The organism is Nocardioides ochotonae, assembly GCF_011420305.2.
In the GTDB taxonomy this organism is placed as follows: domain Bacteria; phylum Actinomycetota; class Actinomycetes; order Propionibacteriales; family Nocardioidaceae; genus Nocardioides; species Nocardioides ochotonae.
Map to the genome: position 1 here is coordinate 1426026 of NZ_CP061769.1, position 17558 is coordinate 1443583.

Here is a 17558-nt window from a genome sequence, read left to right on the forward strand (position 1 = left end):
CCGGGCAGCACCCGGGGAGCACCCGGGGGCCGCGGGGGGACGCCTCAGACCAGCGAGAGCGTGACGGTGCTGCCCTTGGGCGCGAGCTTGCCCGAGCCGGGGCTGATGCTGACGACGTAGCGCAGCCCGACGTACAGCGCGCTCTCCTCGAGCTTGACCTTGAAGCCCGCCGCCTCCAGCTTGGCCACGGCCTCGTCGACGCCGGAGCCGCGCAGCCCGCCCGGGATGGCGACCAGCTCGGGGCCCTTGGAGACCACGAAGGAGACCGTGTCGCCGCGGAACAGGGTGCCCTCGCGTGGGGACTGCGAGATCACGACGCCCTCGGGGACGTCGTCGGAGAACTCCTCCTCGACCGCGGCGACCAGACCGCGCTTCTCGAGCGCGGCCTCGGCGGCGTCGAGCTCCTTCTCCACCCAGTCGCCCACGGGGATCGGGCGGCGGCCCTTGCTGACGACGATCTCGACGTTGGCGCCCGGGGCCAGGATCTTGCCGGCCGCGGGAACGGTGCGGATGACCGCGCCGGCGGCGACCTTCTCCGACCAGCGCTCGGTGGTGCGCCCGACGCTCGCCTTGATCTCGGCGAGCGCTTCCTCGGCCTGGGCGAGCGGCTTGCCGGTGAGCCGGGGCAGCTCGTAGCGCTCCGGGCCGAGCGAGACCGTGAGCCTCACCGGGTCCCCGTCGAGGATGCGCTCGCCGGCCCCGGGGTCGGTGCTGATCACCTCGCCCTTCGGGACCGTCTCGGAGTACGCCGGGTCGCCGGGCTCCACGCCGAGACCGGCGGCCTCGAGGCGGTCGGTCGCCGCTGACTCGGACAGGCTGATGACCGCCGGGACGTGGGTGTAGCGCGCCCAGCCGAACCAGTAGGCGCCACCGCCGACCGCGACGGCCAGCACCAGCGCGAGCACCAGCACCAGCGGGCCGCGGCGGGTGCGCCGCGGTCGCGGGGAGGAGCCGGCCGGCGTGTCCTGCCGCGGCTCGTCGTCGGGGTCGTGCGCGGTGTGGTCCGCGGGCCCGGCCCGCCCGTCGAGCAGCGGGACTCGAGTGGTCTGGTCGGACCCGGGCGCACCCCGCAGGTCGGAGGCCGCCAGCACCGCGAAGGGCGCGGTGAGCTCGCCGGTGTCGCCCGACAGCAGCGGGACCGCGCGGGTCCGGTCGGCCTCGGGGACCGGTCGCGGGCGGAGGTCGTCGGTGAGGTCGGCGTCCTCGTCGAGGCCGTCGGCGAGTGCCAGCGCGACCCGACGCACGTGGTGCAGCAGCACGCCGGCGTCGGCGGGCCGCTGGGCGCGGTCGCGGGCGGTCGCGCGGGCGACCAGCGCGTCGACGTACGCCGGGATGCCGGGCACCAGCGTCGAGGGGGCGGGGACGTCCTCGTGGACGTGCTTCCAGGCCACCTGGATCGGGCTCTCGCCCTCGTGCGGCTTGCGTCCGGTGAGCAGCTCGAAGAGCACCACCCCGGCGGCGTAGACGTCGGCGCGCTCGTCGGCGCGGCCCTCCACGACCAGCTCGGGGGCCAGGTAGGACAGCGTGCCGATCAGCACGCCGCCCGTGGCGGTGTGCTGGGTGTCGGCGCTGACCGCCTTGGCCAGCCCGAAGTCGGCGACCTTGATCCGGCCGTCCTCGGAGATCAGCACGTTCTCGGGCTTGACGTCGCGGTGCACCAGCCCGGCGCGGTGGGCGGCGGCGAGCGCGGCGAGGATCGGCTCGAGCAGCGCCAGGGCGCGCGCGGGCGGCATCGGGCTCTCTCGCGAGATGGTGTCGCGCAGGGTGTGGCCGACGACCATCTCCATGGCCAGGAACACCACGCCGTCGTCGTTGCCCTGGTCGAAGACCGCGACCACGTGCGGGTGGCTCAGCCGCGCGGCCGCGTGCGCCTCGCGCACGAACCGGGCCGCGAACTCCTCGTCGTCGCCGAGCCCGGGGTGCATGACCTTCACCGCGACGGTGCGGTCCAGTCGGGTGTCGGTGGCCTCGTAGACACTGGCCATCCCGCCGCGGGCGATCCGGCGCCCGACGCGGTAGCGACCGTCGAGGAGGCGCCCGGTCAAGGGGTCGGGAGGGGACGCCGCGGACGCGGCGGTGCCCGACTGGGCGTGCCGATCCGTCTGCACAGCGACCCTCCTGCGACCGGACGGGGAAGGTTCCGGTCCGGCCCATCGTACGGATCCACCACCCCCGGCGTCGCGCGCGTCACCCTCCGGCGTGGCGCAGCGTGGTTTTCGTGGGCGGTTTTCCTGCTCGCGCGGAGGATGGGACGATGGGGACATGACCGAACCGCGCCTCGCCGACGCCGACCTCGCCGCGCTCGTCCCCGACTGGATCGACTGGGCCGAGGCCGCCCGTCGCCTCGGGGTCACGGTGGCCAAGGTTCGCACGATGATCCGCGACCACGAGCTCGCGGCGGCCGTGCCGAGCCCCGGCGCCGGCCAGCAGATCCCTGCCGACTTCATCCAGGACGGGTTCCCGGTCAAGGGTCTCGGCGGCCTGCTGACCGTGCTGCACGACGGCCGCTACGACGACCGCGAGTGCATCGCCTGGCTCTTCACCGAGCAGGAGGACCTTCCGGGTCGCCCGATCGACGCGCTGCGCGAGAACCGCGGCTCGGAGGCCAAGCGGCGCGCCCAGGCGATGTCGCTCTGACTGGGTGTCCCCATATCGGCGACGCCAGTTGCCGGATCCTGCCGATGGGGCGAACCGCCGTGTCGGGATGATGACGAGGACCCTCAGGTGGGGGCTCGCACGGTCCTGAACGGCGTGGCGGCCAGGCCGAGGGCCACGACGGCGAAGGCCACCGCGGCAACGACCAGCATGGTCTGCATGCCAACCGCGTCTGCCAGCAAACCCGCCAGGGGCGCGACCACGACCACGACGGCCCGGTTGAGCGACCGCAGCGTCGTGTTGGTGCGCGCCTGGAGCGCGTCGGGGGTCACGAGCTGTCGGTAGCTCATCTCGTGCGAGTTGCTCATGCCCACCGCCAGCCCGTAGATGCCTTGGCCCAGCCCGAGCACGCCTGCGGCGTACGAGGACTGGCCGGCCAGCGTCATGGTGACGACGGCGCTGGTGGTGAGCAGGTGGCACAGGATGATCGTCCGGCCGGTTCCGAGGCGTAGGCCGACCGCGGTCGTGATGGCGGCGCCGAGTACGGCGCCGACGCCCCCGGCAGCGCCGACGAGGCCGAGCTCCGCAGCGCTGAGGTCCAGCACGAGGAACGCGTACGGCGCCAGCACGACCCCGACGATCGCGTTGCCGACGAACCACCCGTGGGTGGCGATCGCCAGTGTCCTCAGCCCCGAGGCGCCGTAGGCCCAGCGCACACCCTCGAGGATCTCGCCGAGCAGCCCGCGCACGGTGACGCCGGTGCGTGGTGGCGGCTCGTCCAGCTCGATCCTGCGCAGCGTGAGTGCGGAGTAGAGATGGGTCGCTGCGTCCAGGAGGACCGTGAGCGGTGCACCGACGGCGCTGACCAGCAGGCCACCGAGAGCGGGACCCGCTGCCGACGACACCGCGTCGGCTCCGTCCACGCGGGCATGTGCGGGCTGCAGCTGGTGGCGCTCCACCAGTCGCGGGAGGAGCGACATGGTCGCCGCCATGTTGACCACGGCTGCGGTGCCATAGCCGAAGACGACGGCCAGGAGCACGGGGAGCGACAGCGCGTCGGCCCACCACAGCACCGGTATCACCAGCAGCAGCACCGCCTGGGCGAGGTCCGTGCGCACCATCAGAGGAAGTCGGCGCCTGCCGTCGACGAGCGCCCCCACGACGAGCCCGAAGGTCAGGTAGGGCAGCCAGCGAGCAGCGTTGAGCCACCCGACGTCCGCGGCCGTCCCGTCCAGGGTCAGCACCACGAGCGCCTGCAGCGCGAACACAGTGACGTAGGTGCCCAGCCCGGAGACCGCCGTGGCGCGCCAATAGCGCAGGAACGACCCGGAGATGAACACGCCCCCGCCGCTCACCCGGCCACACTCTCACGGCCCACTGGCCGGTGACATCGACAGCCACGACACGCTTGGCGCCCCTGGTGTGGCCGTCGATGTCACCCCGGTCGTGGAACGTGAACCCGCCATTCGAGGCGCCGCAGGGGGCCTACGTACCTCGCCCGACCAACAGGGACACACAGAGGTCGCATCGATCGCGCCGGCGCGCTCGATCGGCTAGCGTGGTCGATGGTCGGGTACATCACCGACTGCGCTTCCACGTGGCGGACCACGTGAATCATCGCGGAGAGGCCTGAGCAGGTCAGGACATGTCCGGATGGGGTGCGGCGCTCCTGCGCCGACTTCGTTCCCCGGTGCCCCGGCGCCGGCAGAGGAGAGGACATGACATGGCGTCGAAGGACGAGAAGAACCTCACGCAGGTGATCGACAAGATCGCGACGATGGACGAGCCGAGGCGCTCGACGGTGCAGCGGGTGCACGACGTCATCATGGCGGCGGCCCCGACCCTCAAGCCGCGCATCTGGTACGGCATGCCCGCCTATGCGACCTCGGCCGGCACGCCGGCGCTGCTCACGCTGCGCAACGACGAACGGCTGAACCTCGCGATCACCGAGAAGGCCGCCTTCCGCGCGGCAGGCGGCGCGGACGGGGAGCTGATGCCGGCGGCGTGGTACTTCGAGACGGTGGACCCCACCACCGAGAAGCGCATCGCGGAGATCGTCCGCTCGGTGGTCGACTGACCGACCGGTTCCCCCGGCGGCCGCTCAGACCGTGCGCTGGGTGGCCGCCGCGGCCAGCTCCTCGAGCACGAGGGTCGCGTCCGGGTCCAGGCGCGCGCCGCGCAGCGCGTCGACGGCGCGCTCGCAGAGCGCCTCGATGACCTGCTCGAGCTGGGCGGGGGCGCCGGAGTCGGCCATGATCCGCTGCAGCTCGGCGACCTGCTCGGGGGAGAGGTGGGTGCCGAGCGCCCGGTCAAGCACCCCGGCGTCCCCGTCGGGCGCGGCGTCCAGCGCGAGGGCGACCAGCACCGTGCGCTTGCCCTCCACCAGGTCGTCGCCGGCCGGCTTGCCGGTGACCGCGGGGTCGCCGAAGACGCCGAGCACGTCGTCGCGCAGCTGGAAGGCCTCGCCGAGCGGCAGCCCGAAGGCGGTGAGAGCCCGCAGCGCCGCCTGGTCGCCGCCGGCCAGCGCGGCGCCGATGTGCAGCGGGCGCTCGATGGAGTACTTGGCCGACTTGTAGCGCAGCACGGTCATCGCGGTGTCCACGTCGGCGCGGCCGCGCGCCTGCACGGAGACGTCGAGGAACTGTCCGGCGACCACCTCGGAGCGGCACAGGTCGAAGACCTCGAGGGCCGGGATCACCCGCTCGAGCGGCAGCCCGCAGCGGCGGATGAGCTCATCGGACCAGGTGAGCAACAGGTCGCCCAGGAGGATCGCCGCCGCGGCGCCGTACTGCTCGGGGTCGCCGCGCCAGGCCTGCTCGCGGTGCGAGGCCTCGAAGGCGCGGTGCGTCGCCGGACGCCCACGCCGGGTGTCGGAGGCGTCCATCAGGTCGTCGTGGACCAGCGCGCTCGCGTGCAGGATCTCCAGCGCGGCGCAGGCCCGCAGGAGGGCGGTCTCCTCCGCCTCGTCGGCCGGCGCGGCGATGGCCCGGTAGCCCCAGTAGCAGAACGACGCGCGCAGCCGCTTGCCGCCGGCCACGGAACGACGGGCCTCCTCGATCAGCAGCGCCGCGTCCGGCCCCAAGGGAGCCAGCCGCTCGGCCTGCTCGTCGATGAACGCGTCCAGCGTGGCCTGCACGCGGTCGCGGAATCCGGGGCCGTCCCATCCGCTGGCTGTCACGGACAGGAGGCTAGCGGCCGACCCGCGGATGGACGGGCGCGGGGCTCGCCCGGCACGGAACTTAGACTTCGGGCATGGCAGAGGACCGGATCGCGAGCATCGCCCAGCTCGTGCGCGACGGCGGACGCTCGTTCTCCTTCGAGTTCTTCCCCCCGAAGGACGAGGCCGGCGAGGAGCAGCTGTGGCGCGCGATCAGCGCCCTGGAGCCCTATCGGCCGACGTTCGTCTCCGTGACGTACGGCGCCGGCGGCTCCAGCCGCGACACCACCGTGCGGGTGACCAGCCGGATCGCGCGCGAGACGACCATGACGCCGATGGCGCACCTGACCTGCGTGGGTCACACCCGCGCGGAGCTCGAGGGGATCCTCGACAGCTACGCCGAGGCCGGCATCCACAACGTGATGGCCCTGCGCGGCGACCCCGCCGACGGCCCCCGCGCGCCGTGGGAGGCGACCCCGGGCGGGCTGACCTACGCCACCGAGCTGGTCGAGCTGGCACGTGCTCGCGGTGACTTCACCGTCGGCGTGGCGGCCTTCCCCGAGGGCCACCCGACCGCCGAGTCCCTCGACCACGACGCCGACGTGCTCGCCGCCAAGGCCCGCGCCGGCGCGGAGTTCGCGGTCACCCAGATGTTCTTCCGTGCCTCGGACTACTTCGCACTGGTCGACCGCGTGCGGGCGCGCGGCATCGACATCCCGGTGCTGCCCGGCATCATGCCGATCCTCAACCTCAACGCGATCCGCCGCCAGGGCGAGCTGATCGGCTGCGACGTCCCGGCCGACATCGTGGCCCGCATCTCCGCCCACGACGGCGACCCGGCCGCGGTGCGCGCCGAGGGCATCGCGCTGGCCGCCGAGCTGTGCGAGGAGCTGCTCGCCGGCGGTGCGCCCGGTCTGCACTTCTACACGCTGAACCGCTCCAAGGCGACGCTGGAGATCTTCGCCGCGCTCAACATGTCCGTCTGAGCCGCATGCCCGTCTGAGCGGGTCGCGCGGTCGGTCTCAGGCCGGCCCGACGACCTGGGCGACCAGGGCCGCCGAGAGCCCGACGAACGGGATCCCGCTGCCCGGTGTCGCGTGCGCGCCGGCGGCGAGCACGCCCGGCACCGGCGTGTGCGGGCCCAGGCGGCGGCGTACCGTGCGCCGGCCCTGCCACTGCACCCCGAGCGGGGAGCCGCCCCACTGCGCGACCAGGTCGCGGGGGCTGCGGTCCACGCGGGTGATCAGCCCGGGGCGCAGGTCGACGCCCTGGCGGGCCAGGGCCAGCAGGATGTCCTCGGCGAGGCGTCCGCGCCCGTGGACGGTCACCGCACGCGCGCCGTCGGGGGCGGTGCCGCCCGGGCGGACCACCAGCATCGGGTCGCCGTGCACGACCAGGTCGTGGGAGCCGGCCGGTACACCGGCGGCCGCGGCGGCCTCGCCGTCCACGCCGACGTGGCACACGACCGGCGGGATCGCGGGCGTCGTGCGGGCGACGTACGAGGCCAGCGCCGGCAGCCCGCGCGGGTCGATCGCGCAGACGACGACGTCGGCGTCGATCTCCCCGGCACTGGTCGCGACCGCCACCGCGCGTCCGCCGCGCACCACGACGTCGGTGGCGGTGACCCCGGTGCGCACGTCCACCCGGCGGGTCGCCAGCCGGGCGGTGAGCGCGCGGGCGAGGGCGTCGGCGCCGCCGGTGAAGGACCAGGCGCCGAAGCGCTGCTCGACGTAGGACCGCACGCCCGCCCAGGACGGCACGTCGCGCGGGTCGTGGCCGTCCGCGACGAACGGGTGTGCGGCGACCAGGCGCAGCCGCGGGTCGCGCAGGGAGCGGGCCAGCCGGCGGCGCAGGCTCTCGCGCCGGTCGAGGATCGAGGCCAGCTCGCGGGGGAGCGCTGCGGGGTCCCACGGGACCTCCAGGTAGTGACGGCGCAACACCTCCCACTCCTCGGCGTACGACGCGACGTGGTCGACCCAGGCCTGGCCCAGACCGGGTCCGAGCTCCTCGACGGCGTGCAGCTGCCCGGCGCGGGAGGAGGGGAGCCGCAGGACGCTGCCGTCCTCGAAGCGGTGCTCGCGCAGCAGGTCGGTCGCGACCAGCTCGAGCTCGCGCTCCAGGGGCCGCCCGCTCTTGCGGAACAGGTCGCGCAGCACGGCCGGCAGCAGCGTGGTGGAGGGCCCGGCGTCCCACGTGAAGTCCGACGGCCCGTCCCCGGTCGCCGCCACCAGCGCGCCGCCGAGGCGGTCGCTGCGCTCGAGCAGCGTCACGTCGTGGCCGAGCTTGGCGACCCTGGCCGCGGTCGCCGAGCCGCCGAGACCGCCGCCGACCACCACCACGCGCGCCATGGCGCGAAGACTAGGACACCGGTGCGGACCCCGGACGCCCCAGGGCGACCACGCGGGCCAGGGTCTGCTCGTCGCGGGCCACGAGCGTGGTGCCGTCGTCGGCCGTCACGATCGGGCGCTGGATCGCGCGCGGGTTCGCGGCGAGCGCGGTCAGCCACTCGCTGCGGGCCGCCGCGGTGCGGGGCAGGTCGATGCCGGCCTCGCGGGCCTCCTTGGCGCGCGCGACGTCCCACGGCTCGAGCCCGAGCCTCTCGACCACCGCCCCGAGCTCCTCGGCGGTCGGCGGGTCGTCGAGGTAGCGGCGCACCGTGTGGGCGACACCCGCCTCCTCCAGCGCGCGCTGCGCGGTGCGGCACTTCGAGCAGGCAGGGTTGATCCAGATCTCCATCCTCACTCCATGTCCAGCTCGCGGGCGCCGGTCAGCTCGCGCAGCTCGTCGTACGTCGTGGAGAACACCGCGGACGGGTGGCCGGCGGCGGCCCAGACCACCTCGTGGCGCCGCAGCCACGGGTCGAGGTAGGTCGGGACCGGTGCCGGGTGCCCGAGGGGCGAGACGCCGCCGATGACCTGCCCGGTGTGCTCGCGGACCATCTCCGGGCTCGCGCGGCGCAGCCGGTCGACGCCGAGGCGCCGCGCCACGGCGGCGGTGTCGACGCGGTGCGCGCCCGAGGTCAGCAGCAGGACCGGTGCGCCGTCGGCGTCGAAGAGCAGGCTGTTGGCGATCGCGCCGACCTCGCAGCCGAGTGCCTCGGCGGCCAGTGCGGCGGTATGGACGGAATCCGGCAGAATGACCACTTGACCGATTCCGCCGCGGCGGCTGTGCTCCGCCCGGAACCTCGTGACCGAGGGATGCTCCACGTCCATGCCGGAAACCCTAGCCGCGCGCGGACCGGAGTCGCGGACGACCTATGGAGGATGCATGGCTGCCCAGCAGGAGAACACCAGGCCCGACTCGGTGCGCCGCGCGCTGCAGGTGCTCTGGGCGCTGGTCGCCTTCGGCGCGGTCGCCGTCCTGCTGACCTGGATCTTCGAGGACGACCTGATCCGCTCCTGGGCGGAGGGGCACCGGTCGGTGCGCGACGTGCTCGCGTCCGGCGGGATCGAGGCGGTCAAGGACGGCGAGATCAAGCCGCCGGCGTTCGTGCCGGTGACCGCCGTGATCTACCTGGTCATGGGCGGCCTGCTCGCGGTGCTCGCACCGCTGTTCGCCGCCGGCTTCGAGTGGGCGCGGATCTGCCTGGTGGTCACCCTGCTGACCCTCGTGGTCGGGGTGGTCGCCATCTTGATCACCGGCCCGCCGTCGCTGTTCCTGGCGCTCTCGGTCATCGGTCTGATGCTGACCCTCGCCCTCCTGGTGCTGCTCCTGCACAAGGACACCACCGCCTACCTGCACGGCTGGTCCGCCGAGGACCGCGACACCGTCCAGCGCTGAGTCGCGGCGCTGTCCCACCGGGTTGTCGGTGGGCGCGGGTAGCTTGCCGACATCTCGAACGCGCGTTCGAGATGTCGGTGGGGTCCCCTCCCCGCCGAAGGCCATCCGAGGCCATCCAGGGTCGGTGAGCGAGAGGACAATCCCGTGCCGTACGACGCCCCTCATCCCTATGCACTCCCGGCGACCACCCACGCCTATCTCGCCCGCTCCGCGGAGTCGCTGAGCGAGGCGATGGCGGCGCCGGACGCGCCGACCCGCTATGCCACCGCCCACGTCGCCGCGCTGCGGGCCGCGGCTGCGCTGCTCGCGGCCCGGGCGCGCCCCGAGCCGGCTCGACGCCGGCCCCAGCGCAACGCCTGGGTACTGCTCGCCGGGGTCGCCCCCGAGCTGGGGGAGTGGGCCCGGTTCTTCGCGGCCGGCGCCGCCAAGCGGGCGGCCTGCGAGGCCGGCTCGACGCGTGCGGTCACCGAGCGCGAGGCCGACGACCTGGTCCGCGACGCCGACCGGTTCCTCGCCGTCGTCGAGCACTCGCTCGGCCTGATGCCGCATGCCCCGGCGGCCGAGCACGTCGCGCGCGCCGGCTGAGACCCAGACCGACCTCTGTCCGATCCGCCCGATCCGCGTGCCTCCGCGCGGCTCCCGGCGCCGCCGGCGGGCGACGCCCTAGGGTGGGTGCATGCCTAGCAGTGACCCGTTCGCGGACAAGCCCAGCGAGCGCCGGGCGGCCGCTCGGACCTCCGTGGTGTGGGGGGCGTTGCGACCCGTCCTGGACGCCGGCCCGTGCGACGTGCTCGACCTCGGCGGCGGCACCGGCGTCTCCGCGGTGCGGGCCGCCGAGCTCGGCCACCGCGTGACCGTCGTGGACCCCAGCCCCGACGCGCTGGCCTCGTTGGACCGCCGTGCCCGCGAGGTCGGCGTGCAGGTCGCCGGCCACCAGGGCGACGTGAGCACCCTGCTCGACGTGCCCGGCCGTGCCGGGGCCGACGTGGTGCTGTGCCACGGCGTGCTCGAGGTCGTCGATGACCCGGCCGCCGCGCTGGCCACGATCCGTGAGGTGCTGCGCCCCGGCGGCACCCTCAGCCTGCTGGTCGCCCAGCGCTACGCCGCCGTGGTCGCCCGCGCGATGGCCGGCCACTTCGGCCAGGCCCTCGCCGCCCTCGACGACACCGCGCCCACCGGGCGCGCTGGACGCCGGGTCACCCGCGAGGAGCTCGAGGCGCTGCTCGTCGACGCCGGCTTCGAGGTCGCCCAGGTGCACGGCGTCCGCGTGTTCGCCGACCTGGTCCCCGGGTCGCTGGTCGACTCCGAGCCCGGCGCCAGCGCCGCGCTGGTCGAGCTCGAGCACGCCGTCGCGGGGCGCCCGGAGTTCATCCCGCTGGCCACCCAGCTGCACGTCCTGGCGCGCTGAATGCGCCGCAGATCGCGGGGTCGTCGGTGGGCTGCGATGAGATTTGACCGCCGCGGGTACCGCGATCGGATTCACCTGCCTAGACTTGCCACAGGGGCCATCCATCAGGATCGGCTGGTCATCACGACAGTGGGAGGATCCGGTGCCACTCTCTGAAGAGGAGCTGCGGCTACTCGAGCAGATGGAACGTGCCCTCGTCGCGGAGGACCCCAAGTTCGCCTCGACCCTGCGCGGTACCTCGATGCGTCGCTCCGCGCGACGTCGCGCGATCATCGCCGGCTGTGTGTTCGTCGTCGGCATCGCGGTGCTGATGACCGGCGCCGTGGCCCAGCAGTGGGCGATCGGTGTGGTCGGCTTCGTGGTGATGCTCGCCTCGGCGACCCTCGGCCTCAATGCGATCCGCGGCCAGCAGGCCGCTGCGGCCGCCGACGCCCGCACCGCCGGTCACCCCTCCCGTGGCTTCACGGTGATCGAGGGCGGCAAGCGTGGTCGCACCCGCCGCCAGCGGCACACCAGCGGCTCCTTCATGGAGCGCGCCGAGGAGCGCTGGCGCCGCCGCCGTGAGGAGAACGGCGGCTTCTGACCCTGCCGTCCGCCGTGTCGGCCCCCATGGGGCGCCGATTCGGCGCTGATGGTGCGCTGAGTCGGCGCCCATGGTGGCGCCGCCCGGGTCAGCCGACGCGGTCCACCAGCTCGGAGCGGGTCTGCTCCGCCTCCCCTGCCCCCGGGTGCGGCGCGGTGCTCGTGCGTCGCGCGAAGACCGTGCGCGGCCACCACGCGGCGCGGCGCCGGGCACGACGCGGCGCGCCGGCCTCGAGGGCGGCCAGGCAGGTCTCGCCGTCCGCGCGCACCTGCGGCACCGCGGTCCCCGGCCGGGCGTAGCGGCGGTGCTCCAGCGCCTTGACCAGCCGGTCCAGCGCGGCGGCTGCCTCGGGTGCGACCTGCGGCCCGTGGGCCGGGCGCCCGTCGGCGTCGGTTCCCGCCGGGCTGCCGAGACGCTCGAGCAGCACCACCCGCAACTGACGCGGTGAACGGCCGTCGGGCCACGGGATCGCCAGGTCACGGGCGGTGTCGCGCAGCTCGGCCCAGATCTCCTCGGGTCCGCCCCGCAGCCGGCGCTCGCGCCGCCCCCGTCGTACGGCGCCGGGCAGCAGCAGCAGGCCTGCGAGGAGCACGGTGCCCAGGATCGCGCCGGCGACCGTGCGCCAGGGGAACCCCTCGTCGGCCACGGCCGCCACCGGGGCGTCCTCGGTGGGCGTCGGCGCGGGGGCGGTGTCCGCACCTCGCGGCAGGTCGTTCTCGTTCGGTCGCGCGGCCTCCGTCGGCAGCGCCGGCTCGATGCCGGTGCCCACGTCGATGCGGGTGTAGGGCGGCACCTCGGCGGCGCGGTCCGGAGGCGTCGGCTCGAAGGCCACCCATCCCGAGCCGGGCACGAAGAGCTCGGGCCAGGCGTGCAGGTCCCAGGTGCTGTACTCCCATGTCCCGGCGCCGATCCGCTGCGGTCGCAGGAACCCCACGGCCACCCGCGCCGGGATGCCGATGCTGCGCGCCATCACCGCCATCGCGGCCGCGAACTGCTCGCAGTACCCGCGACGGTCCTCGACGAGGAACTTCTGCAGGTCGTCGGTGCCGTTGCCGGGCTCGACCTCGACGGAGTAGGTGAAGTTGCCGTCGGCGCGGAACCAGTCCTGCAGCGCCACCGCCTTCTCGTACGGCGAGGCCGCGCCGGCGGTCACGCTCGTGGCCAGCTGGTCGACGACGGGGGAGAGGTCGAGCGGGAGCTCCAGGAACTCCTCGCCCACGAGCCCGGCACCCGACGGCGCCGCCACCATGTCCTCGGGCACCCGCGTCAGGTCCACCGCGGTCATCTCATAGCGCAGGCCGGCGGTGGTCAGGTCGTCGTCACCGGCGATGAAGTCCATCGTGGCGACGTCGTAGCGCCAGTCGCCCGGGGCCGACACCGCAGAGACCGGCGCCTGGGTCGGCAGCCAGGTCGACTGGAACTCGTCGGTGACCTCCACGTCGTAGTCATGCTCGACCCGCTCGACCCCGGTGTCCACGCCCTCCAGGCCGGGCAGCTCCCCACGGGGCAGCTGGTCGACGGGCACCTCGCGGTCCCCGGAGCTCCACTCGTCGGCGGAGAAGCGGTTGAGCACCGCGATGCGCAGGTACGACGGATCGCGGTCGGTGGTCCGCACCCGCACCAGCGGCAGGTCCTGGCCGCGGACGAGGTCGCGCTGGAGGTCGATCATCGGGTTGTCCAGCTCGATCTGGTCGCCACCGGACCCGCCGGCCCCGGATCCGAGCAGGTCCAGGTCGGCGCTCGGGATGACCAGCGGAAGCGCCAGTGCCACCCCGATCGAGAGGGCGCCGACCGCGCCGGCACTCGCGCGGAGCACGCCGGGGCGCGCCAGGTTGCCCTGCTCGCGGGCGGCGCCGGTCGCGTCGTCGACGCGACGGCCCCAGCGGACCACCCGCTCGTCCTGGTCGAGGAAGAGGAGCACGAGGAACCCGGCCGCGCTGAGCAGGAAGACCCACCACCGTGGTCCGGTCGCGAGCAGGCTGGTCGGCACGCTCTGCACGGCGAGCAGCGGCAGGCCGGCGAGCGCGACGCGCCGCAACGTGCAGGCGAGCAGGTCCACCACGACGAAGCAGGCGGCGCCGGCGGCGAGCAGCAGCGGGTCGATCGGCGGGACGGTCGTCGGGACCGGGGCGGCGTACATCCGGGCGGTGTCGCCGGCAGCGGTGAACGCCGCGACCAGCTCCGACCAGACCGCGCCGAGGGGGATCGGCGATCCGGTGACGTTCAGGCTGAGGGCGGCCCCGGCCACGAGCAGCTGGGCGCCGAGCACCACGAGCGCGGGAGCGCGAAGGCGGCGCACGAGGGCACCGGTCACCACGATCGCCACGGCCATCAGGAGCAGGGGGCCGAGGTAGGCGCCCTCGTCGACGGCCAGCCCCGACCACGACAGCATCGAGATCCACGCGGTTCCGGCCGCCACGGCGGCGACCCGCAGGGGGGCACCCGGCGGGCGGCGGCGGCCGGTCATCGCCCGACCCCGGAGTACGTCGCCCGCCCGGCGCCGCCGACGCCGGCCCGGGCCAGCTCCTGCCAGGCGGCGTCGAGGCGGTCGTGCGGGCGCAGCGGGACCGCGCGCCAGCCGTGCTGGGCGAGCAGCGGGGCGGCGCTCTGCCGGGGGCCTGCACCCGACCCGGCGGTGCCCCAGGCGTCCACGTCGAGGGCGACCGCGAGGGCGGCTCCGGCGTGGTGCTGCATGCGGCGCAGGACCGGCAGGTCGGTGGGGGCGACGGCGCCGAGGACGGCCACCGTGAGGCCGCCGGTGCCGTGCTCGGTGAGCCAGCCCGAGTCGACGCGCGGGGCCGGCACGGCCTCCACCACCGCCAGCGCCTCGAGCAGTGCGCGGCTGATCAGCTCGGCGTCGCGCGCGTGCCAGCTGCCGCCGGACTCCTCGCCCGTGGCCGTCACCAGCCGCACGGTGAAACCGCGATGGCCCAGGTGGACGGCGATGGACGCCGCCGCGGAGACGGCGGCCTCCAGCGAGGACGCCACGCCCTGGCCCCGGTGCGCGACGGCGCGGTTGTCCAGGAAGAGCGTGGCGCGCGACTGCCACGGCTGCTCCTCTCGGCGCACCATCAGCTCGCCCATCCGTGCCGAGCTGCGCCAGTGCACCCGGCGCAGGTCGTCGCCGCGGCGGTACTCGCGCACCGTGACGTCCTCGGCCGAGCCCGTGGCGAAGGCGCGGGGCCGGTTGTCCCCGGAGCCGGTCCAGGCGCCGCCGAGCGGGATGGTCGGGAGCGGGACCGTGCGCGGGGTGACGGTCAGTGGCACCGCGGTCTGGAAGGCGCGCTCGACCTCGACCAGTCCGAAGGGGTCGCCCACCCGGACCCGCATCGGTCCGATCTCGAAGCGGCCGCGGACGTCGGAGCGGACCTGGTAGCTCACCCGGCGCCGCCACCCGTGGCCCACGCCCTCGAGCACGAAGCGCGGCCGGGAGCCGAGCACGTAGGGCAGCTGGTCCTCGAGCATCAGCACGCCCTTGGGGGCGCGTCCCTCGTTGGCCAGGGCGAGGTCGACCCGCGCGGGCTGCCCCGCGGAGACCAGCTGCGGGGTCACGGTGCGGACCAGTGACAGCTGGTAGCGCGAGCGGCCCACGACGTACGCCGTGATGAGCGGGAGCACCAGCACGAGCACGCCCACCCGGACCAGGGTGGTCTGGTCGAGGATGGATGCGCACACGATGGCCGTCACCCCCGCGGCGACGAACGCGCGCCCGCGGGTGGTCAGGCCGGCAAGTGCCTCGAGCACGGCCTCGTCAGCCCGGGCTGCCGTCGGGGACGGGCACGGAGGCGACCAGGCCGTCCAGGATCGTGGCGGTGGTCCGCCCGCTCATCGCCGCCTCGACGCCGGGCAGCAGCCGGTGGGCCAGCACCGGCTGGGCCAGCACGCGCACGTCGTCGGGCAGCACGTAGTCGCGACCGTTGATCGCGGCGTACGCCTTGGCCGCACGCACCAGGTGCAGCGTCGCGCGCGGGGACGCCCCCAGCGCGAGGTCGCCGCTGCGCCGGGTCGCGGTCACCAGCCCGACGGTGTAGCGCTGGACCGCGGGGGAGACGTGGACCTGGCCGACGATGCCGGTCAGCTTGCGCACCTCCGCGGCGTCGGTCACCGGCTCGAGGTCGTCCAGCGGGCTGGGACCGGTGTGGCTGGCGATCATCGCGATCTCCGCGGCCTCGACCGGGTAGCCGACGGCGACGCGGGCCATGAACCGGTCGCGCTGGGCCTCGGGCAGGGCGTAGGTGCCCTCCATCTCGACCGGGTTCTGGGTCGCGATCACCATGAACGGCGCCTCGAGGTGGTACGTCGTGGTGTCGACGGTGACCTGGCGCTCCTCCATGCACTCCAGCAGCGCCGACTGGGTCTTCGGCGAGGCCCGGTTGATCTCGTCGCCGACCACGATGTTGGCGAAGACCCCGCCGGGGCGGAACTCGAAGCTCCGGGTGTCCTGGTTGAAGATCGACACCCCCGTGACGTCGGAGGGCAGCAGGTCCGGGGTGAACTGGATGCGGCGCACGGTGGAGTCGATGCTGCGCGCGAGCGCCTTGCTCAGCATGGTCTTGCCGACGCCGGGCACGTCCTCGATCAGCAGGTGCCCCTCGGCGAGCAGGACCACGATCGCGGCGGTGACGACGTCGGGCTTGCCCTCGATGACGCGTTCGATGTTGCCCCGGACCCGGGCGACCACGCGCGCCAGTGTCTCGAGGTCGGCTCCTGCCGGAGTCGGGTCGCTCACGTGCGCTCTCTCCCTGCTGTGATCAGCCGCACTCCGCGGTGTCACCACCGTAGGCCGTTGCGACAACCTGCGGGCCCGGATGGGAGGTCTGGATCAGTCCGGTCGCCCCCGGGCCGCCGCCGCTCCCCACCACGCCCCACCCGGGGGCGCCGGCTCCCCACCACGCCCCACCCTCGCCCCCCACCGGCGCGTGGGGAGCGGCCGCGGGAGGCATACAGGACCCCTCTGACCTGCGCGAACGTGTTTCTGGGAGATGCCGGCGGGGCGCGTCGGGCCGACGGACCGGCGATCCGCCGCGCCCGCCGTTCATGCTGCCGCCGCGCCGCCAACCCCCTTCCGACCTGCGCAAACGTGGCCCGGCCCGATCCGTTCCGGTTGACGGTGGGGGATTGTGGAGTAAAGTGGAGCGAAGTGGAGGAGTGGTCGACCTGGGAGGTGCCCGATGTTCTTCATGGGCACCTACACGCCGAAGCTCGACGACAAGGGCCGGCTCTTCCTCCCAGCGAAGTTCAGGGACCGACTCGCGGAGGGGCTCGTGGTCACACAGGGACAGGAGAACTGCCTCGTCGTGTGGCCGACGGACGTCTTCATGGAGGAGGCCCAGCGAGCCCGGTCGACCCCGCTGACGGTGAAGAGCGCACGTGAGTACGCGCGCATCCTCTTCGCCGGCGCGGACGAGGGGGCCCTGGACAAGCAGGGCCGCATCGGCATCCCCGCGAACCTGCGGGAGTACGCCGGCCTCGACAAGGAGGTCGTCGTCATCGGCGTCATGGACCGCATCGAGATCTGGGACCCCGCCCGCTGGACGGAGTACTCCACGGGCGCCCAGCAGAAGTTCGCCGAGCTCGACGAGCAGCCCTCCGACTGACCGGCCCCACGCGCGACAACTTCACAACGGACAACGCAGGACGAGGTCTCGTGCCCGCTCCCCGCAGCCCCTTCTGGGATCACTTCCCCGGTTCCAGACGGAGCGCCTTCCCCAGGAGGGGAGCGGGCAGGGACCTGGTCCTGCGTAGCCGTTCCCGGGCACGCGTCCCACCACCAGCATCACCCACAGCACCACCCACAGCACCATCCACCAGCACCACCCACCCAGCACCCACCAGCAGGCGCACTCGAGCGGGGTCGAACCGATGAGCAGCACACCCTTCACCCACGCGGACCTCCGGTCCGCGCACGGGGCTGACGGGCCGCCGCGGCGGGTCCGTGAGCAGGCCCGTGACGTCGTGGCCGTGATGGCCTTCTCCGCGTCGGTCTCGGTCGGCGCGGCCCTCCTCATCCTGATCCTGTCCCGGCTCGGCTGAGG

18 protein-coding genes are annotated in these 17558 nt (G+C 74.2%); 9 read left to right on the forward strand and 9 right to left on the reverse strand.

Going from position 1 to position 17558, the window contains the following annotated elements; genetic code table 11:
• Positions 1-44: 44 nt before the first annotated feature.
• Entirely contained in the window at positions 45-2108 is a 2064-nt protein-coding gene (pknB, locus tag HBO46_RS06965) for a Stk1 family PASTA domain-containing Ser/Thr kinase (protein ID WP_224769417.1), read from the reverse strand.
• Positions 2109-2262: 154 nt separating this feature from the next.
• Between pknB and HBO46_RS06970 the strand changes: the two genes are divergently transcribed.
• The gene (locus HBO46_RS06970) at positions 2263-2637 is read left to right on the forward strand and encodes an Rv2175c family DNA-binding protein (RefSeq protein ID WP_166140455.1); all 375 of its coding nucleotides are present in this window, start codon (positions 2263-2265) and stop codon (positions 2635-2637) included.
• 83 nt (positions 2638-2720) lie between these two features.
• Here HBO46_RS06970 and HBO46_RS06975 read toward each other — a convergent pair whose 3' ends face one another.
• Complete coding sequence (locus tag HBO46_RS06975) at positions 2721-3950, reverse strand: MFS transporter (protein WP_166140456.1); 1230 nt, start codon at positions 3948-3950, stop codon at positions 2721-2723.
• Between the two features lie 368 nt (positions 3951-4318).
• On the opposite strand from HBO46_RS06975, the gene HBO46_RS06980 reads away from it, so the two are divergent.
• Positions 4319-4672: a DUF1801 domain-containing protein gene (locus HBO46_RS06980; RefSeq protein ID WP_207950364.1), complete on the forward strand. Its 354-nt coding sequence runs from the start codon at positions 4319-4321 to the stop codon at positions 4670-4672.
• A 24-nt stretch (positions 4673-4696) separates the two neighbouring features.
• Here the strand turns inward: HBO46_RS06980 and HBO46_RS06985 are convergent, their stop codons facing one another.
• Positions 4697-5773, reverse strand: a complete 1077-nt coding sequence (locus HBO46_RS06985; RefSeq protein WP_224769418.1) for a polyprenyl synthetase family protein — start codon at positions 5771-5773, stop codon at positions 4697-4699.
• 74 nt (positions 5774-5847) lie between these two features.
• Here HBO46_RS06985 and metF point away from each other — a divergent pair, with 74 nt between their 5' ends.
• Positions 5848-6738 carry a methylenetetrahydrofolate reductase [NAD(P)H] gene (gene metF, locus HBO46_RS06990; RefSeq protein WP_166140458.1) on the forward strand — a complete coding sequence of 297 codons (891 nt, stop codon included), beginning with the start codon at positions 5848-5850 and terminating at the stop codon, positions 6736-6738.
• A 36-nt stretch (positions 6739-6774) separates the two neighbouring features.
• Here metF and HBO46_RS06995 read toward each other — a convergent pair whose 3' ends face one another.
• The 3 genes from HBO46_RS06995 to HBO46_RS07005 are packed head-to-tail and all read right to left on the reverse strand — an operon-like array spanning position 6775 to position 8895.
• The gene (locus tag HBO46_RS06995; RefSeq protein WP_166140459.1) at positions 6775-8100 is read right to left on the reverse strand and encodes a phytoene desaturase family protein; all 1326 of its coding nucleotides are present in this window, start codon (positions 8098-8100) and stop codon (positions 6775-6777) included.
• Positions 8101-8110: 10 nt separating this feature from the next.
• Positions 8111-8488, reverse strand: a complete 378-nt coding sequence (locus tag HBO46_RS07000; protein WP_166140460.1) for an ArsC/Spx/MgsR family protein — start codon at positions 8486-8488, stop codon at positions 8111-8113.
• Positions 8489-8490: 2 nt separating this feature from the next.
• Entirely contained in the window at positions 8491-8895 is a 405-nt protein-coding gene (locus HBO46_RS07005; protein WP_224769419.1) for a YbaK/EbsC family protein, read from the reverse strand.
• A gap of 124 nt (positions 8896-9019) precedes the next feature.
• Here HBO46_RS07005 and HBO46_RS07010 point away from each other — a divergent pair, with 124 nt between their 5' ends.
• The 4 genes from HBO46_RS07010 (at position 9020) to HBO46_RS07025 (ending at position 11523) form a co-directional block, all read left to right on the forward strand.
• Positions 9020-9532, forward strand: a complete 513-nt coding sequence (locus HBO46_RS07010; protein WP_166140462.1) for a hypothetical protein — start codon at positions 9020-9022, stop codon at positions 9530-9532.
• Between the two features lie 144 nt (positions 9533-9676).
• Positions 9677-10117 carry an SAV_6107 family HEPN domain-containing protein gene (locus HBO46_RS07015; RefSeq protein ID WP_224769420.1) on the forward strand — a complete coding sequence of 147 codons (441 nt, stop codon included), beginning with the start codon at positions 9677-9679 and terminating at the stop codon, positions 10115-10117.
• A gap of 91 nt (positions 10118-10208) precedes the next feature.
• Entirely contained in the window at positions 10209-10940 is a 732-nt protein-coding gene (locus HBO46_RS07020; RefSeq protein WP_166140463.1) for a methyltransferase domain-containing protein, read from the forward strand.
• 142 nt (positions 10941-11082) lie between these two features.
• A complete protein-coding gene (locus HBO46_RS07025) occupies positions 11083-11523 on the forward strand; it encodes a DUF3040 domain-containing protein (protein ID WP_166140464.1) in 441 nt (146 codons plus the stop codon).
• A gap of 88 nt (positions 11524-11611) precedes the next feature.
• On the opposite strand, the gene HBO46_RS07030 is transcribed toward HBO46_RS07025, so the two are convergent.
• Genes HBO46_RS07030 through HBO46_RS07040 form a run of 3 tightly spaced genes read right to left on the reverse strand, consistent with a single transcriptional unit; the run spans position 11612 to position 16252 of the window.
• Complete coding sequence (locus tag HBO46_RS07030) at positions 11612-13990, reverse strand: transglutaminase family protein (protein ID WP_166140465.1); 2379 nt, start codon at positions 13988-13990, stop codon at positions 11612-11614.
• Positions 13987-15267: a DUF58 domain-containing protein gene (locus tag HBO46_RS07035; RefSeq protein WP_166140466.1), complete on the reverse strand. Its 1281-nt coding sequence runs from the start codon at positions 15265-15267 to the stop codon at positions 13987-13989. The genes HBO46_RS07030 and HBO46_RS07035 overlap by 4 nt, the downstream gene beginning before the upstream one ends.
• A gap of 7 nt (positions 15268-15274) precedes the next feature.
• Positions 15275-16252 carry an AAA family ATPase gene (locus HBO46_RS07040; protein WP_191480211.1) on the reverse strand — a complete coding sequence of 326 codons (978 nt, stop codon included), beginning with the start codon at positions 16250-16252 and terminating at the stop codon, positions 15275-15277.
• A gap of 442 nt (positions 16253-16694) precedes the next feature.
• Here HBO46_RS07040 and mraZ point away from each other — a divergent pair, with 442 nt between their 5' ends.
• Together mraZ and HBO46_RS07050 are read left to right on the forward strand one after the other, a co-directional pair.
• Complete coding sequence (mraZ, locus tag HBO46_RS07045) at positions 16695-17120, forward strand: division/cell wall cluster transcriptional repressor MraZ (protein WP_166140467.1); 426 nt, start codon at positions 16695-16697, stop codon at positions 17118-17120.
• A 265-nt stretch (positions 17121-17385) separates the two neighbouring features.
• The gene (locus tag HBO46_RS07050; protein WP_166140468.1) at positions 17386-17556 is read left to right on the forward strand and encodes a hypothetical protein; all 171 of its coding nucleotides are present in this window, start codon (positions 17386-17388) and stop codon (positions 17554-17556) included.
• The last annotated feature ends 2 nt before the right edge of the window (positions 17557-17558 follow it).

Coding starts and splice junctions, on each gene's coding strand:
- HBO46_RS06970 (WP_166140455.1), top strand. CDS start 2,263: ATGACCGAACCGCGCCTCGCCGACGCCGACCTCGCCGCGCTCGTCCCC.
- HBO46_RS06980 (WP_207950364.1), top strand. CDS start 4,319: ATGGCGTCGAAGGACGAGAAGAACCTCACGCAGGTGATCGACAAGATC.
- metF (WP_166140458.1), top strand. CDS start 5,848: ATGGCAGAGGACCGGATCGCGAGCATCGCCCAGCTCGTGCGCGACGGC.
- HBO46_RS06995 (WP_166140459.1), bottom strand. CDS start 8,100: ATGGCGCGCGTGGTGGTGGTCGGCGGCGGTCTCGGCGGCTCGGCGACC.
- HBO46_RS07000 (WP_166140460.1), bottom strand. CDS start 8,488: ATGGAGATCTGGATCAACCCTGCCTGCTCGAAGTGCCGCACCGCGCAG.
- HBO46_RS07010 (WP_166140462.1), top strand. CDS start 9,020: ATGGCTGCCCAGCAGGAGAACACCAGGCCCGACTCGGTGCGCCGCGCG.
- HBO46_RS07020 (WP_166140463.1), top strand. CDS start 10,209: ATGCCTAGCAGTGACCCGTTCGCGGACAAGCCCAGCGAGCGCCGGGCG.
- HBO46_RS07030 (WP_166140465.1), bottom strand. CDS start 13,990: ATGACCGGCCGCCGCCGCCCGCCGGGTGCCCCCCTGCGGGTCGCCGCC.
- mraZ (WP_166140467.1), top strand. CDS start 16,695: ATGTTCTTCATGGGCACCTACACGCCGAAGCTCGACGACAAGGGCCGG.
- HBO46_RS07050 (WP_166140468.1), top strand. CDS start 17,386: ATGAGCAGCACACCCTTCACCCACGCGGACCTCCGGTCCGCGCACGGG.